Below are 15,913 nucleotides of genomic sequence, written 5' to 3' on the forward strand. Positions count from 1 at the left end.
CATGGGGCGGCGGCGCGTATCCTGTCACTGCCGTAGCGGAGGGCCTCCCTAGAATTGTTCGCCTCGCCCCCCACATGACCTCCCTATGACCCAGGGCTCCATCCGCATCCGAGGCGCACGCCAGCACAACCTCAAGAACCTCGACCTCGACATCCAGACCGGAGAGCTCACGGTCGTCACCGGGCCCAGCGGCTCGGGCAAGTCCAGCCTCGTGTTCGACACGCTCTATGCCGAAGGGCAGCGGCGCTACGTCGAGACCTTCTCGGCCTACGCGCGCCAGTTCCTCGACCGCATGGACAAGCCCGCGGTCGACAAGGTCGAAGGCGTGCCGCCCGCGATTGCGATCGACCAGACCAACCCGGTGCGCTCCTCGCGCTCCACGGTCGGCACGATGACCGAGCTCAACGATCACCTGAAGCTGCTGTTCGCGCGCGCGGCGCAGCTGTTCGATGCCGACACCGCGCTGCCGGTGCGCCACGATACTCCCGACACCATCTACGCAACGCTTGCGGAACACGTCCGCGCCGAGGGTGACCCCCGGGTAGTATTGACATTCCCGGTCGAACTGCCCGGCTCGTCGACGCCCGAGGAGGTCGAGCAGTGGCTGTCGGCCAGCGGCTTCACGCGGGTGCAGGCCGAGCGCGAGGTCGCCACGCCGACCGGGCCGCGCAAGGTGCTCGATGTGGTGGCCGACCGCTTCCGCGTCGGCACGGCCGAACGCGCCCGCGTCATCGAGGCGATCGAGGTGGGCTTGAAGCGCGGCGCGGGCCGGCTCACGGTCTACCGGCTGCGCGAGGACGGTGAACCGGACATCTGGAAGTTCTCCACCGGCCTGCACTGCCCCGAGAGCGACCGCCGCTATGCCGAGCCGTTGCCGTCGATGTTCTCGTTCAACTCGCCCGTCGGCGCCTGCGAGACCTGCCGCGGCTTCGGCCGCGTGATCGGCGTGGACTGGGGATTGGTCATCCCCGACGACAAGAAGACGCTGCGCGCCGGCGCGGTCAAGACGATCCAGACGCCGGCGTGGAAGGAGGCGCAGGACGACCTCATGCGCCATGCCGAGGCCGCCGGCATCCCGCGCGACACGCCCTGGGCCAAGCTCACCGACGCCCAGCGCGACTGGGTGATCGAAGGCACGCCGAACTTCAAGGAAGGCAACTGGAACAAGCAGTGGTACGGCATCCGCCGCTTCTTCGGCTACCTGGAGAGCAAGGCGTACAAGATGCACATCCGCGTGCTCTTGTCCAAATACCGCAGCTACACGCCGTGCCCGACCTGCGGCGGCGCGCGCCTCAAGCTGGAGAGCCTGCTCTGGCGCATCGGCTCGAAGGAAGACGCCGACGCGGTGCTCGCGCCCGGGAAGCGCTTCCTGCCGGTGGGTGTGCAGTGGTCGCGCGACCAGCTCGGAGCGCTGCCGGGCCTGTGCCTGCACGACCTGATGCTGCTGCCGATCGAGCGGCTGCGGCGCTTCTTCGACCGCGTCGCGGTCGGCGCGCAGGCCGGCGGCGATGCGGGCGAACAGCAGGCGCTCAAGCTGCTGCACGAAGAGATCACCACGCGCCTGCGCTACCTGCACGAGGTCGGCATCGGCTACCTCACGCTCGACCGCCAGAGCCGCACACTGTCGGGCGGCGAGGTGCAGCGCATCAACCTGACGACCGCGCTCGGCACCTCGCTGGTGAACACGCTGTTCGTGCTCGACGAGCCGAGCATCGGCCTGCACCCGCGCGACATGGACCGCATCACCGAGGCGATGCAGCGCCTGCGCGACGCCGGCAACACGCTGGTCGTGGTGGAGCACGACCCGGCCGTGATGCTCGCGGCCGACCGCGTGATCGACATGGGCCCGGCGCCCGGCGAGCGCGGCGGCCAGATCGTATTCGACGGCACGCCCGACGAACTGCGCACGGCCGACACATTGACCGGCGCCTACCTGGGCGGGCGCCAGCAGATCGGCCTGGGCCTGCAACGCCCGGTGACCGATGCCACGCCGCGCCTGATCCTCGAAGGCGCGCGCGAGCACAACCTGAAGGACGTGTCGGTCGACTTCCCGCTCCAGCGGCTCGTGACCGTCACCGGCGTCAGCGGCTCGGGCAAGTCCACGCTGATCCAGGACGTGCTCGCGCCGGCGCTGCTGCGCCACTTCGGCAAGGCGACCGAGTCGCCCGGCGCGCACGACCGGCTGCTCGGCGCCGACTTTCTCTCCGACGTGGTCTACGTGGACCAGTCGCCGATCGGCAAGACCGCGCGCTCCAACCCGGTGAGCTACGTCGGCGCCTGGGATGCCGTGCGCGAGATCTTCGCGACCACCTCGGTGGCGCGCCAGCGCAGCTACACCGCGGCCAAGTTCAGCTTCAACTCGGGCGACGGGCGCTGCCCGACCTGCGGCGGCTCGGGCTTCGAGCATGTGGAGATGCAGTTCCTCTCCGATGTGTACCTGCGCTGCCCCGACTGCGACGGCAGGCGCTACCGCGACGAGATCCTCGAAGTGACGATCGAGCGCGGCGGCAGGACGCTCAACGTTGCCGACGTGCTGGAGCTGACGGTCAGCGAGGCCGCCGCGCTGTTCCACACCGACCGCGAGGTGATCCGCGCCCTGCAGCCGATCGTGGACGTGGGCCTCGAATACGTGAAGCTCGGCCAGCCGGTGCCCACGCTCTCGGGCGGCGAGGCGCAGCGCCTGAAGCTCGCGGGCTTCCTCGCCGAGGCCGCGAAGAGCGCCACGTCGAGCCGCCAGGCCGTGGCGCGCAAGGGCACGCTGTTCCTGTTCGACGAGCCGACGACCGGCCTGCACTTCGACGACATCGCCAAGCTGATGCGCGCGCTGCGCCGGCTGCTCGAAGCCGGGCATTCGCTGGTCGTCATCGAGCACAACCTCGACGTGATCCGCGCCAGCGACTGGCTCATCGACCTCGGCCCCGAGGGCGGCGACGCGGGCGGCGAACTCGTCGCGGCCGGCACGCCGGCCGACCTGCGCGCGCATCCGCGCTCGCACACCGGCCGCGCGCTGCGCGAGTACGAACGGGCGCTCGGTGTCGGCGCGAGCCCAGCGGTAGAGGAGGGTATACCGCTGCAGCGCGCGGTGGCCAAGCGCAACAGGAGCATCCTCCCCGAGAGTATCCAGATCGTCAACGCGCGCGAGCACAACCTCAAGGGCGTCACCGTCGAGATCCCGCGCGGCAAGTTCAACGTGGTGACCGGCGTGTCGGGCTCTGGCAAGTCCACGCTGGCATTCGACATCCTGTTCAACGAAGGCCAGCGCCGCTACCTCGAATCGCTGAACGCCTATGCGCGCAGCATCGTGCAGCCGGCGGGCCGGCCCGAGGTCGATGCGGTCTACGGCATCCCGCCCACGGTCGCGATCGAGCAGCGGCTGTCGCGCGGCGGGCGCAAGAGCACGGTCGGCACCACGACCGAGGTCTGGCACTTCCTGCGGCTGCTCTACGTCAAGCTCGGCATCCAGCACTGCATCCACGACGGGGCCGCGGTCCAGCCGCAGACGCCCGAGAGCATCGCCGCCCAACTGCTCAAGCGCTTCCGCGGCCGGCACATCGGCCTGCTCGCGCCGCTGGTGATGAACCGCAAGGGCGTCTACACCGAGCTGGCCGACTGGGCCCGTCCGCGCGGCTACAGCCACCTGCGGGTGGACGGCGAATTCCTGCCGACCACCAAGTTCCCGCGCATCGACCGCTTCAAGGAACACACGGTCGAGCTGCCCGTGGCCAGCCTCGACGTCACGCCTGAGAACGAGGCCGCGCTGCGCGAGGCGCTCGCGACCGCGCTCGACCACGGCAAGGGCGTGGTCCATGTGCTCAGCGACCTCGACGGCCTGGGCGCGGCGATCGAGGCCGGCACGCCCACGGCCGGCATCGGCACGCTGCACGCGTTCTCGACCAAGCGCGCCTGCCCGGTCTGCGACACCAGCTATGCCGAGCTGGACCCGCGCCTGTTCTCCTACAACAGCAAGCACGGCTGGTGCCCGGACTGCGTCGGCACCGGCGTGAAGCTCACGCGCGAGCAGCGCAAGGTGTTCGACGACTCGGTGCAGGCCGACGACAGCCGCGGCCGCGAGCAGACCTTCGCCGAGCCCGAGGCGGAGGACGTGGGCGACCAGGTCTGCCCCACCTGCGAGGGCACGCGGCTCAATGCGGTCGCGCGGGCGGTGAAGTTCGCCGGCGTGTCGATCACCGACATCGCCCGCCTGTCGGTGCGCGACGTGCGGCTGTGGGCCGAAGGGCTCGCGCTCGACGGCCGCATGACCCAAAGAGACCGCGACATCGCGCGCGACCTGCTGCCCGAGATCCGCAGCCGGCTCCAGTTCCTCGAAGACGTGGGCCTGGGCTACCTCACGCTCGACCGCGGCGCACCCACGCTCTCGGGCGGCGAGGCGCAGCGCATCCGGCTCGCGGCGCAGCTCGGCAGCAATCTGCAGGGCGTGTGCTACGTGCTCGACGAACCCACGATCGGCCTGCATGCGCGCGACAACCGCATCCTGCTCGACGCGCTGCACACGCTCGGCGACAAGGGCAACACGCTGGTCGTCGTCGAGCACGACGAGGACACCATCCGCCGCGCCGACCACGTGATCGACATCGGCCCGAGCGCGGGCAAGCGCGGCGGCCGCGTCGTCGCGCAGGGCACGGTCGCCGAGATCGAAGCCGCGGCCGACGCATCGCAGACCGGCCGCTACCTGCTGCATGCGATGCGCCATCCGCTGCAGCCGCGCCGCGCGGTCACGGGGGAAGAGCTCGACTGGATCGCCCTGCGCGGCGCGCAACTGCACAACCTGCAATCGATCGACGTCGACCTGCCGCTGCGCCGCCTGGTTGCCATCACCGGCGTCAGCGGCTCGGGCAAGTCCACGCTGGCGCGCGACGTGCTGCTGGCCAACGTGGCCGCGGCCGTGCAACAGCGCAGCACCAAGGCCGGCCGCGACGCCGACGACGCCGGCCGGCACCCGGCCTGGAGCGGCGCCGACGCACTCGACGGCTACCAGGCCGTGGACCGCGTGCTCGAAGTGGACCAGACGCCGATCGGCAAGACGCCGCGCTCCTGCCCCGCGACCTACATCGGTTTCTGGGACACGGTGCGGCGCCTGTTCGCCGACACGCTGGAGGCCAAGGCCCGCGGCTACGGCCCCGGCCGCTTCTCGTTCAACACCGGCGAGGGTCGCTGCCCGGTCTGCGAAGGGCAGGGCGTGCGCACGATCGAGATGAGCTTCCTGCCCGACGTAAAGGTGCCCTGCGAGGCCTGCCACGGCGCGCGCTTCAACCCCGAGACGCTGGCCGTGACCTGGCGCGGCAAGAGCATCGGCGACGTGCTGCGCATGGAGGTGGACGAGGCGGTCGGGTTCTTCGCGAGCATGCCGGCCATCGCGCACCCGCTGCAGCTGCTGCACGACGTGGGGCTCGGCTACCTCACGCTGGGCCAGCCGAGCCCGACGCTCTCGGGCGGCGAGGCGCAGCGCATCAAGCTCGTGACCGAGCTCAGCAAGGTGCGCGACGACGTGACGCGGCGCGGCAACAGGGCGCCGCACACGCTCTACGTGCTGGACGAACCCACGGTCGGCCTGCACATGGCCGATGTGGAGCGGCTGATCCGCGTGCTGCACCGGCTGGTCGCGGGCGGCCACAGCGTCGTCGTGATCGAGCACGACCTCGACGTGATCGCCGAGGCCGACTGGATCATCGACCTGGGGCCCGAGGGCGGCTCCGGCGGCGGGCGCGTGGTGGCGACGGCGACGCCGGAGGACGTGGTGCGGCTCGGCACGCACACGGGGGTGGCGCTGGCGCCGGTGCTGGCTCGGGAAACGGCATGACGCCGGTCCGGCTCATCGGGCCCGGTGGTGCCGGCAAGACCACCGCCGGGGCTGCGCTGGCGAACCGCCTCCAGGCCCGTTTCGGCGACCTGGATGCCGAGTTCATCGCCCGCAATGGCGACATCGCCGATTTCATCGGCAAGCGAGGCTATGACGCCTACGCCGCCGAGAACGTGCAGGCGTATCTGGCGTTGTGCGATGCGCCTGCTCCGTACGGTGTCCTGGCACTGTCGTCGGGGTTCATGACGTACCGCGACGGCATCCATCCTGCGTACACCGCGATCCGCCGGCAGATCGTATCGGACGCCCGGGCATTCGTGCTGCTGCCGTCGCTCGATCTGGAAGCCTGTGTTTCCGAGATCGTGCGCCGCCAGCTGCAACGGCCGCTGCCCTTCGTCCGCACGCCGGAGCGCGAAGAGCGCGTCATCCGGACGCGCTTCGCGCTCTACGCGGATCTGCCTGTCCGAAAGGTGGTCACGCACCGGCCGGTGCAGACGGTGGTCGACGAGATCGCTGCCCTGCTGGATCCCCAGGCCTCGGTTTTCTGAACATGCCTCGGGGCGAAGGCGTCGAAGGTCCTTCGCTCCCGCTGGCAGGCGTGCGCGTCCCGGGTGCCGTGCCGGATTTCGGCTGCGATCAGGTGGCCAGCACCCTGCATCGGGTCAGGCGCAGGCTGCCACCGCCGAGCCGCCGGCCGGCTGGCGCCGGCTCCCCAGCGCCAGCAGCAGGCCCACGGCGGTCAGTGCGGCCGCGGCCCAGGCCGTGGACAGCAGGCCGAGGCCACGAGCCAGCACCAGCCCGCCGGCCCAGGCGCCGAGCGCGTTGCCGAGGTTGAAGGCGGCGATGTTGAGGCTCGATGCCAGGTTGGCACCGTCCGGCCCGGCCTGCTGCAGCACGCGCATCTGCATCGGCGCGACGGTGGCAAAGGCCACGGTGCCGAGCAGCACGACATAGGCCATGGCGACGGCCGGCGTGCCGAAGGCCCAGCGCCCGGCCGCGAGCACCAGCATCAGCGTGCCGACCGACAGCAGCAGCGCCCGCACCACGCCCCGATCGGCCAGCCTGCCGCCGAGCAGGTTGCCGGCCGCGAGGCCTGCGCCGAACAGCAGCAGCGTCAGCGCCACCAGCCCGTCGCCCATGCCGGTGACCCGGGTCAGCAGTGGCTCGACGTAGGTGTAGAGCGCGAACACCCCTGCGAAGCCGAACACGGTGATGCCCAGGCCCAGCCACACCGGCCCGCGCCGCAGCACGGCCAGCTCCTGCCGCAGCGGCACCGGCTGCGGCCGGGCGCGGTCGCGCGGCACGAAGGCGGCCAGGATCGCGAACGCGACCACGCCGACGGCGGCCACGGCCCAGAACGCCGTGCGCCAGCCGAAATGCTGGCCGATCCAGGCGCCGGCCGGCACGCCGAGCAGCGTGGCCAGCGTCAGGCCCGAGAACATCAGCGCGATGGCCGAGGCGCGCCTGTCCTGCGGCACCAGCCCGGTCGCCACCACGGCGCCCACGCCGAAGAAGGTGCCGTGCGTCAGCGAGGTCAGCACCCGCGCGGCCAGCAGCCAGCCGTAGCCGGGCGCGAGCGCGGCAGCGGCGTTGCCGGCGATGAAGATCAGCATCAGCGCCAGCAGCAGGTGCTTGCGCGGCCAGCGGCGCGTGGCCAGCGTGAGCACCGGTGCGCCGACGGCCACGCCGAAGGCATAGCCCGAGATCAGCGTGCCGGCCGTGGGGATCGAGATGTGCAGGTCGCCGGCGACCTGGGTCAGCAGGCCCATGATGATGAATTCGGTCGTGCCGATGCCGAAGGCACCGGCCGCGAGGGCCAGAAGGGAAAGCGGCATGGAATGCATCCTTGCGTGTTCGGTGAGTGCAGGAATGTGGCGCACCGGCCGCGCCGTGTGTAGATGGAATAATGGAAATGCAGCTGTGCCCCCAGGGCACAGGTTGCGCCGCTTCCCATGACGACAGACGCCGCCACGCCGCCTTCGGGCGCCGACATCAACCGCACCGCCGAGATCGAGGCGCTGGTGCTCGTAGCCGAGCACGGCAGCCTGTCGGCCGCGGCGCGCCGGCTCGGCGTGTCGCCCTCGGCCGTGAGCAAGACCATGTCGCGGCTGGAGGCGCGGCTCGGCGTGCGGCTGCTCCAGCGAAGCACTCGGCGGGTGCAGCTCACGCCCGAGGGCGTCGAGCTCTACGAACGCGGCAAGCGCGTGCTGGCCGACCTTGACGAGGCCGAGGCCACGGTGGCCGCGCGCAGCGCGCCGCGCGGCCTGGTGCGCATCAGCGCCAGCACGTCCACCGGCCAGCGGCTGCTGGTGCCGCTCGTGGGGCGCCTGCTGGAGACGCATCCGGGGCTGCGGCTGGACCTGGACTTCACCGCCCAGGTGGTGGACCTGCTGGCCGGCGGCGTGGACATCGCGATCCGCTGGGGCCGGCTGCCCGCCTCGGACATGGTGGCCCGGCTGCTGGGCCGAACGCGGCAGGTGGTCGTGGGCGCGCCGGACTATCTCGCGCGCCGCGGCGTGCCGCGCCATCCGGACGAGCTGCGCGGCCACCTGCGGCTCGGCTGGAACTACCGGCGCGCCGTGCCGCACTGGCCGTTCTCGGTGGATGGGCGGCGCGTGGAGGTCGCGGTCGGCGAGACGGTGCGCGTCAACGACGGCGAGGTGCTGCGCAATCTGGCGGTCGCGGGCGCGGGGCTCGCGCGGCTGTCGCTGTTCCACGCCTGGGACGACCTCTGCGCCGGCCGGCTCGTGCCGCTGCTCGAGGACTTCGACGCTGTAGAGCTGGAGCCGATCCACGCGGTCTATCTCGGCCGGCCCGACCGGCTGCCGCCGCGCACGCGCGCGGTGCTCGATTTTTTGCGGGCCCATGTGGACCTGCGCCATGCCGAAGGCCCCGCGCCGCGGCCCGAAAGAGTGCCCCCTGCATGACGGAACCCGTGGAACGCCCGCCGGCCATCGGCCTCGGCAGCGCGGCGCGCGATCTGTACCGCGCGCTCTGGCGCCATGCGCACGGCGCACGCGCCCAACTGCTCGGCGCGGCCGGCCTGCTGTCGGCCGCGCAGCTGCTGCGGCTGACCATGCCGTGGCTCGCGGCCCAGGCCATCAACGCGCTGCAGCAGGGCAGCATGGCCACGGCCGGGCGCTGGATCGTCTACCTGATCGGCATCTACCTGCTGTCGTGGCTGCTGCACGGCCCGGGCCGGGTGCTGGAGCGCAACGTGGGCGTGCGGGTGCGCGAGCGGCTGGCCGACCAGCTCTATGCGCGCATCGCCTCCGCGCCGCTGGCCTGGCGCGACGGCCGGCATTCGGGCGAACTGCAGCACCGCGTGGTGCAGGCCAGCCGGGCGCTGTCGGACTTCGCGCAGAACCAGTTCGGCTACCTGCAGAGCGTCTTCAACTTCGTCGGCCCGCTGGTCGCGCTGGCGCTGCTGTCGCGCACCAGCGGCGCGATCGCGATCAGCGGCTACGTGGTGATCGCGCTGATCATCCTGCGCTTCGACCGCACGCTGATGCAGCTGGCCCGCGCCGAGAACGACGCCGAGCGCCGCTATGCCGCCGCGCTGCTGGACTTCGTCGGCAACGCCGGCACGGTGATCGGCCTGCGGCTGCAGGCCGCCTCGCGCAGGCTGCTGGGCCGGCGCATGGCCGCGGTGATGGCGCCGCTGCGCCGCGCGGTCATGGTCAACGAAGGCAAATGGTTCGCGGTCGACCTGCTCGGCATGGGGCTCACCTGGATCCTGGTGGTGGTCTATGTGCTGCAGCACCGCGCGCCGGGCCAGGCCGTGCTGCTGGGCACCGTGTTCATGATCTACCAGTACGCGCAGCAGGCCGCGTCGGTCGTCGGCGCGATGGCGTCGAACTTCCAGAGCTTCGCGCGCATGCACACCGACTATGGCAGCGCCGAGCCGGTCTGGGCCGCGCCCGGCGACCCGGATGCGGCCGTGCCCGCCGTGGCGGCCGATGCGCCCTGGCAGACGCTGGCGCTGCGCGGCGCCACCTGGCGCTATGCCGACGACGCGCGCGGCGGCCTGCACGGCGTGGATCTGGTCCTGCGCCGCGGCACGCGCGTGGCGCTGATCGGCCCGAGCGGCGGCGGCAAGAGCACGCTGCTGCGCACGCTGGCCGGCCTCTACCTGCCGCAGCAGGGCGAGCTGCTGCGCGACGGTGCCGTGGTGGAGTGGCCCGAACTGCGCACGCTGGCGACGCTGATCCCGCAGGAGGCCGAGGTGTTCGAAGCCAGCGTCGAGGAGAACCTCACGTTCGGCGAACCGGCCGACGCGGCCGCGCTGCAGTCGGCCGTGCACACCGGCGTGTTCGACGAGGTGCTGCAGCGCCTGCCCGAGGGGCTCGCCAGCGGGCGCAACGAGCGCGGCGGCAACCTCTCGGGCGGACAGCGCCAGCGGCTGGCCCTGGCGCGCGGCGCGCTGGCGGCGCGGGGCAGCTCGCTGCTGCTGCTCGACGAGCCCACGAGCGCGCTCGACCCGCAGGCCGAGGGCCGCGTGTTCGACCGCATGGTCGCGGCGTTTCCGTCGGCCTGCATCGTCGCCTCGGTGCATCGGCCGAGCCTGCTCGCGCGCTTCGACACCGTCGTCGTCGTGGAGGCCGGCCGCGTGGTCGACGCCGGCCCGCGCGACGACGTCCTCGCACGCCGGCCGCACTGATGGCCGCGCCGGGGTGCTCGGTGCGCGCTGGCGCTGGCTCGCGGCCGGCACCGGCTGCGACGCGACGCTGGACGTGCGGCGGTGAGCCGCGGGCAGGCCGTCAGCGCGGCGGCCGCCAGCCCATTTCCATCGAGATGCCCGCGGCCGCGGCGATCACGCGCGGACGCAGCTCTTCCATGCGCTCCAGCGACAGGTAGGGCACGGTGCTCGTCACGCTGAGGCCGCCCGCGATGGCGCCGTCGGCCCCCCGGATGGGCGCGGCCACGCAGCGGATCGAAGGCTCGTTGTCCTCCAGGTCGTAGGCATAGCCGCCGGCGGCATAGCTGCGCATGCGGCGCACGAAGGCCGTGCAGGTCAGCCGGCGGGCCGCCTGCGGCACCGCCGCGCTGCCGGCCTGGTACAGCCGCTTCCACTCGGCTTCGCCGTCGTCCAGCAGCAGCGCCTTGCCCACGCCGGTATAGGCCAGCGGCATGCGCTGGCCCACGCGCGAGCGCATCTGCAGGCCGCGGGTGCCGGCGATCTTCTCGATGTAGAGCGCCTCGTCGCCGTCGCGCTCCACGAGGTGGATCGTGTCGCCCGTGTGGCGGGCGAGTTCGTCGAGGTAGCCGCGTGCCACGTCCACCAGCGCCAGGCCCTCGCGGGCCTGGAAGCCGAGCGCGATCAGCTGCGGGCCCAGCGCATAGCCGGTGCCCGGCAGCAGCCGCAGGTAGCGCTCCTGCACCAGCAGGCTCGCCAGCCGGTGCGCGGTGCTGCGGGCCATGCCGGTGGCGGCGCACAGCGCCTTGAGGTCACTGGCGCCATCGGCCACCGCCTGCACGACGGTGAGTCCGCGCATGAGAGTCTGGGTACCCGCGAGGGCGGCGGCATCGGTCGGAGAGGCGGAAGGCATGGGCAAAGTGGCGGTGGGGCGGAAAAAGACGGCGCGCCGAAGCATACTCCGTAGAAAATCCGTTATCCCTATATGTGGGATTAGAAACTATATGTTGAGAAATTGGGAGGGCGAGCGTAGACTTCGCCCGCCGGCGGATCCGCCCCCGCACCGCCGGCCTGACGGCCGCGAAACGACGAGACACACGCATCCTCGATGACTGCAACCCTGATCGCCCTGGACTGGGGCACGTCCTCCCTGCGCGCCTACCGCATGGGCGCCGCCGGCCGCGTGCTGGAAAGCCGGCGTCTGTCCTGGGGCATCATGCATCTGCCTCCGGCGCCGGGCGGCACGGCCGACGCGGACCCCGCCCAAGGCTTCGACCGCGCCTTCGAGGCCGCCTGCGGCGACTGGCTGCGCGACGAGCCGGGCCTGCCCGTCATCGCCTGCGGCATGGTGGGCAGCGCCCAGGGGTGGCGCGAGGCGGCCTACCTCGACCTGCCGACGCGGCTGGACGGCCTGGCCGCGCAGCTGGTGCGGGTGCCGCGCGGCGACGCCGCGCCGCTGCACATCGTTCCGGGCCTGATCGCCCGCGGCACGCTGCCCAACGTCATGCGCGGCGAGGAGACCCAGGTCGCCGGCGTGCTGGCGGGCCTGCCGCCGGCGCGCGCCGGCGGCGACGTGCTGATCGGCCTGCCGGGCACCCACAGCAAATGGGTGGACGTGCGTGCCGGCGAGGTCCGGCACTTCGACACCTTCATGACCGGCGAGGTCTACGCGGTCCTGCGCGGCCACACCATCCTGGGCCGCACCATGCAGGAGGCCGGCCCCCCGGACGAGGCGGCCTTCGCGCGCGGCCTCGACGTCGCCGGATCGCAGGCCGGCCGCCTGGGCGTGCTGTCCACCATCTTCAGCTGCCGCACGCTGGGTCTTACCGGCGAGCTGGGCGCCCGCGCCCAGGCCGACTACCTGTCGGGCCTGCTGGTCGGCCACGAGGTGGCCGCGCTGGCCGCCTCGCTCGCCGGGGGCGGCCGCACGCCGAACATCGTGCTGTGCGGCGAAACCGCCCTGTGCGACCGCTACGCCCTGGCGCTGGAGCGCAACGGCCTGGGCCGCCCCGCGCGGGTGCACGGGGCGACCGAACGCGGCCTCTGGCAGCTGGCGGTCGCCTCCGGCCTGGCGGCCGCGTGACGCCGGCCGCATCCCTTTCCCCCGACTTGTGGAGATCCACCGAAATGTCCTCCTCTCCCACCGCCTTGCAGGCCGCGCTGGCCGACTGCGGGCTCGTCGCCATTCTGCGCGGGCTCAGGCCCGCCGAGGCCCAGGCCGTGGGCCGGGTGCTCCATGACGCGGGCTTCCGTCTCATCGAGGTGCCGCTGAATTCGCCCGATCCGCTGGGCAGCATCCGCATCCTGCGCGATAGCCTGCCGGCCGGCTGCCTGGTGGGGGCGGGCACGGTGATCGATCCGGCCGCCTGCGCCGAGATCCGCGCCGCCGGCGGCCAGATCGTGGTGATGCCGCATTCCGACGCGGCCGTGATCCGCGCCGCCAAGGCGGCCGGGCTGTTCTGCACGCCGGGCGTGACCACGCCGACCGAGGCCTATGCCGCGCTGGCCGCCGGCGCCGACGCACTCAAGATGTTCCCGGCCGAGCAGCTCGGCGTGCCGGCGCTCAAGGCGTGGCGGGCGGTCCTGCGCCCGCCCGTGGGCCTGATCCCGGTGGGCGGCATCGTGCCCGAGAGCATTGCCGCCTACGCGGCCGCCGGCGCCACCGGTTTCGGCCTCGGCTCGGCCCTGTACCAGCCCGGCCGCAGCGCTGCCGACGTGGGTGAGCGCGCCCGCGCCTTCGTGGCCGCATGGCGCGCGGCCTACCCCCGCGCCGCAACCCCTTCGGAGACCTCCGCATGAAGATCACCAAGCTCACCTCGTTCATCGTCCCGCCGCGCTGGTGCTTTCTGAAGATCGAGACCGACGAGGGCATCGCCGGCTGGGGCGAGCCGATCGTCGAGGGGCGCGCCCACACCGTGGCTGCGGCCGTGGACGAGCTGGCCGACTACCTCGTCGGCAAGGATCCGCGCAACATCGAGGACCACTGGACGGTTCTGTACCGCGCCGGCTTCTACCGTGGCGGCTCGATCCACATGAGCGCGCTGGCCGGCATCGACCAGGCGCTGTGGGACATCAAAGGCAAGGCCCTGGGCCAGCCGGTATCGCAGCTGCTCGGCGGCAACGTGCGCGACCGCATCCGCGTGTACTCATGGATCGGCGGCGACCGCCCGGCCGAAACCGCTGCGGCGGCCAGAGCGGCGGTGGCGCGCGGCTTCACCGCCGTCAAGATGAACGGCACGGAGGAGCTGCAGTACGTGGACACCCACGACAAGGTCGAGAAGTGCCTGCAGAACGTGCAGGCCGTGCGCGACGCGGTCGGCCCGAACGTGGGCATCGGCGTGGACTTCCACGGCCGCGTGCACAAGCCCATGGCCAAGGTGCTGATGAAGGAGCTGGAGCCCTACAAGCTCATGTTCATCGAGGAGCCTGTGCTGTCCGAGCACTACGAGGCGCTCAAGGAGCTGGCGCCGATGACCTCCACGCCGATCGCCCTGGGCGAGCGCCTGTTCTCGCGCTGGGACTTCAAGCGCATCCTGTCCGAAGGCTGGGTGGACATCATCCAGCCCGATCCGTCGCACGCCGGCGGCATCACCGAGACCCGCAAGATCGCCGCCATGGCCGAAGCCTACGACGTGGCCCTGGCGCTGCACTGCCCGCTGGGCCCGATCGCGCTGGCGGCCAACCTGCAGATCGACGCGAACTGCTACAACGCCTTCATCCAGGAGCAGAGCCTGGGCATCCACTACAACGCGGCCAACGACCTGCTCGACTACGTGAGTAACCACGAGGTGTTCGCGTACCGCGACGGCATGGTGGACATTCCCACCGGGCCGGGCCTGGGCATCGAGGTCAACGAGGAATACGTGCGCGAGCGCGCCGCCGTCGGCCACCGCTGGCGCAACCCCGTCTGGCGGCATGCCGACGGCAGCTTCGCCGAGTGGTGATGTCCCGGCCGCCGCGGCGCGCGGCGGCCTTTCCTTCACGCTGAACCCTGCCGCGCCCGCCGGCCTTCTCCCGTGCGGGTTTCCTTTTCCGGAGACAAGACCATGTCCACTCCCCTGAACGCGGCGGCTGCGCCGCAGCGCGGCGAGCGCGCCACGCGCAGCCGCTACCTCATCATGGTGATGCTCTTCATCACCGTGGTCATCAACTACCTCGACCGCAGCAACCTGTCGATCGCCGCGACCGCGCTGCGCGACGAGTTCGGCCTGACCACGGTGCAGGAGGGCCTGATCCTCTCGGCCTTCGGCTGGACCTACGCGGCCATGCAGATTCCCGGCGGCTGGCTGGTGGACCGGGTGGCGCCGCGCGTGCTGTACGCGGCCGCGCTGATCCTCTGGTCCGCCGCGACCTTCTTCATGGGCTTTGCCGGCAGCTTCGTCGCGCTGGTGCTGCTGCGCCTGTGCGTCGGCGCCTTCGAGGCCCCCGCCTATCCGATCAACAACCGCGTCGTCACCGCCTGGTTTCCTGAAAAGGAACGGGCCACGGCCATCGGCTTCTACACCTCGGGCCAGTTCGTCGGCCTGGCGTTCCTCACGCCCGTGCTGGCCTGGCTGCAGCACCACTACGGCTGGCACATGGTTTTCGTCGCGACCGGCCTGCTGGGCATTGCCTGGGGCCTGGTCTGGTTCGCGGTGTACCGCGAGCCGCGCCAGTTCAAGGGGGCCAACGCCGCGGAGATCCGCCACATCCGGGAAGGCGGCGGCGTCGTCGACCTGAGCGCCGCCGGCCCTTCGGTCAAGAGCCCTTTTCGCTGGGACGACCTGGGCCTGGTGCTGTCGCGCCGCAAGCTCTGGGGCGTGTATCTCGGCCAGTTCTGCCTGACCTCGACGCTGTGGTTCTTCCTGACCTGGTTCCCGACGTACCTGGTCAAGTACCGCGGCATGGACTTCATCAAGTCCGGCTTCCTGGCGTCCATTCCGTTCCTGGCGGCGTTCGCCGGCGTGCTGTGCTCGGGTCTGCTGTCGGATCTCCTGGTGCGCCGCGGCGCCAGCCTGGGCGTGGCGCGCAAGCTGCCGATCATCCTGGGCCTGCTGATCTCCACCGCGATGATCGGCGCCAACTTCACCGGCTCTACCTCCTGGGTGATCTTCTTCCTGGCGATCGCCTTCTTCGGCAACGGCCTGGCCTCCATCACCTGGTCGCTGGTGTCGGCGCTGGCGCCCACGCGTCTGCTGGGGCTGACCGGCGGCGTGTTCAACTTCATCGGCAACCTGTCGTCGATCTGCACGCCCATCGTCATCGGCCTGCTGGTGAGCAAGGACAGCTTCGCGCCGGCGATCATCTACGTCTCGTCGCTGGCGCTGCTGGGCGCGCTGTCGTACATCCTGCTCGTGGGCCGGGTGGAGCGCATCGAGGGCTGACGCGCCGCCACGGCTCCTCCTCGGGCGGCGGCCGTGTGCGGGTTTGAGTGCACCCGTTTGCACAGCAGACCTTCGCATGGGAAAAGTGCTGATCGA

10 protein-coding genes are annotated in these 15,913 nt (G+C 71.7%); 8 read left to right on the top strand and 2 right to left on the bottom strand.

Going from position 1 to position 15,913, the window contains the following annotated elements; genetic code table 11:
* Positions 1 to 85: 85 nt before the first annotated feature.
* Positions 86 to 5,818 carry an excinuclease ABC subunit UvrA gene (gene uvrA, locus GAK38_RS06760; RefSeq protein ID WP_325342587.1) on the top strand — a complete coding sequence of 1,911 codons (5,733 nt, stop codon included), beginning with the start codon at positions 86 to 88 and terminating at the stop codon, positions 5,816 to 5,818.
* Positions 5,815 to 6,366 carry a shikimate kinase gene (locus tag GAK38_RS06765; protein WP_325342589.1) on the top strand — a complete coding sequence of 184 codons (552 nt, stop codon included), beginning with the start codon at positions 5,815 to 5,817 and terminating at the stop codon, positions 6,364 to 6,366. The genes uvrA and GAK38_RS06765 overlap by 4 nt, the downstream gene beginning before the upstream one ends.
* Positions 6,367 to 6,480: 114 nt before the next feature.
* Here GAK38_RS06765 and GAK38_RS06770 read toward each other — a convergent pair whose 3' ends face one another.
* Positions 6,481 to 7,653: an MFS transporter gene (locus GAK38_RS06770; RefSeq protein WP_325342591.1), complete on the bottom strand. Its 1,173-nt coding sequence runs from the start codon at positions 7,651 to 7,653 to the stop codon at positions 6,481 to 6,483.
* A gap of 117 nt (positions 7,654 to 7,770) precedes the next feature.
* On the opposite strand from GAK38_RS06770, the gene GAK38_RS06775 reads away from it, so the two are divergent.
* Both GAK38_RS06775 and GAK38_RS06780 read left to right on the top strand, forming a co-directional pair.
* A complete protein-coding gene (locus tag GAK38_RS06775; protein ID WP_325342592.1) occupies positions 7,771 to 8,745 on the top strand; it encodes a LysR family transcriptional regulator in 975 nt (324 codons plus the stop codon).
* Positions 8,742 to 10,478, top strand: coding sequence for an ATP-binding cassette domain-containing protein (locus GAK38_RS06780; RefSeq protein ID WP_325342593.1), 1,737 nt, complete (start codon positions 8,742 to 8,744; stop codon positions 10,476 to 10,478). The genes GAK38_RS06775 and GAK38_RS06780 overlap by 4 nt, the downstream gene beginning before the upstream one ends.
* Before the next feature lie 100 nt (positions 10,479 to 10,578).
* Here the strand turns inward: GAK38_RS06780 and GAK38_RS06785 are convergent, their stop codons facing one another.
* Positions 10,579 to 11,367 carry an IclR family transcriptional regulator gene (locus GAK38_RS06785; RefSeq protein ID WP_325342594.1) on the bottom strand — a complete coding sequence of 263 codons (789 nt, stop codon included), beginning with the start codon at positions 11,365 to 11,367 and terminating at the stop codon, positions 10,579 to 10,581.
* 195 nt (positions 11,368 to 11,562) lie between these two features.
* Between GAK38_RS06785 and GAK38_RS06790 the strand changes: the two genes are divergently transcribed.
* The 4 genes from GAK38_RS06790 to GAK38_RS06805 all read left to right on the top strand — a co-directional run bounded on the left by GAK38_RS06790 (position 11,563) and on the right by GAK38_RS06805 (position 15,817).
* On the top strand, positions 11,563 to 12,537 hold the full coding sequence (locus GAK38_RS06790) for a 2-dehydro-3-deoxygalactonokinase (protein WP_325342596.1): 975 nt from the start codon (positions 11,563 to 11,565) through the stop codon (positions 12,535 to 12,537).
* Between the two features lie 44 nt (positions 12,538 to 12,581).
* On the top strand, positions 12,582 to 13,253 hold the full coding sequence (locus GAK38_RS06795) for a 2-dehydro-3-deoxy-6-phosphogalactonate aldolase (RefSeq protein ID WP_325342598.1): 672 nt from the start codon (positions 12,582 to 12,584) through the stop codon (positions 13,251 to 13,253).
* Positions 13,250 to 14,398, top strand: a complete 1,149-nt coding sequence (gene dgoD, locus GAK38_RS06800) for a galactonate dehydratase (protein WP_325342600.1) — start codon at positions 13,250 to 13,252, stop codon at positions 14,396 to 14,398. Before GAK38_RS06795 ends, dgoD begins: the two co-directional genes overlap by 4 nt.
* A gap of 102 nt (positions 14,399 to 14,500) precedes the next feature.
* Positions 14,501 to 15,817 (top strand): MFS transporter, encoded by a 1,317-nt coding sequence (locus GAK38_RS06805; RefSeq protein WP_325342602.1) that lies wholly within the window; start codon positions 14,501 to 14,503, stop codon positions 15,815 to 15,817.
* Positions 15,818 to 15,913 lie beyond the last annotated feature (96 nt).

This window comes from Xylophilus sp. (genome assembly GCA_009914555.1).
In the GTDB taxonomy this organism is placed as follows: Bacteria; Pseudomonadota; Gammaproteobacteria; order Burkholderiales; family Burkholderiaceae_C; genus WNDY01.

Excerpts from the sequence above, each read along its gene's own strand:
- uvrA (WP_325342587.1), top strand. The coding sequence starts at position 86 with ATGACCCAGGGCTCCATCCGCATCCGAGGCGCACGCCAGCACAACCTC.
- GAK38_RS06765 (WP_325342589.1), top strand. The coding sequence starts at position 5,815 with ATGACGCCGGTCCGGCTCATCGGGCCCGGTGGTGCCGGCAAGACCACC.
- GAK38_RS06770 (WP_325342591.1), bottom strand. The coding sequence starts at position 7,653 with ATGCCGCTTTCCCTTCTGGCCCTCGCGGCCGGTGCCTTCGGCATCGGC.
- GAK38_RS06775 (WP_325342592.1), top strand. The coding sequence starts at position 7,771 with ATGACGACAGACGCCGCCACGCCGCCTTCGGGCGCCGACATCAACCGC.
- GAK38_RS06780 (WP_325342593.1), top strand. The coding sequence starts at position 8,742 with ATGACGGAACCCGTGGAACGCCCGCCGGCCATCGGCCTCGGCAGCGCG.
- GAK38_RS06785 (WP_325342594.1), bottom strand. The coding sequence starts at position 11,367 with ATGCCTTCCGCCTCTCCGACCGATGCCGCCGCCCTCGCGGGTACCCAG.
- GAK38_RS06790 (WP_325342596.1), top strand. The coding sequence starts at position 11,563 with ATGACTGCAACCCTGATCGCCCTGGACTGGGGCACGTCCTCCCTGCGC.
- GAK38_RS06795 (WP_325342598.1), top strand. The coding sequence starts at position 12,582 with ATGTCCTCCTCTCCCACCGCCTTGCAGGCCGCGCTGGCCGACTGCGGG.
- dgoD (WP_325342600.1), top strand. The coding sequence starts at position 13,250 with ATGAAGATCACCAAGCTCACCTCGTTCATCGTCCCGCCGCGCTGGTGC.
- GAK38_RS06805 (WP_325342602.1), top strand. The coding sequence starts at position 14,501 with ATGTCCACTCCCCTGAACGCGGCGGCTGCGCCGCAGCGCGGCGAGCGC.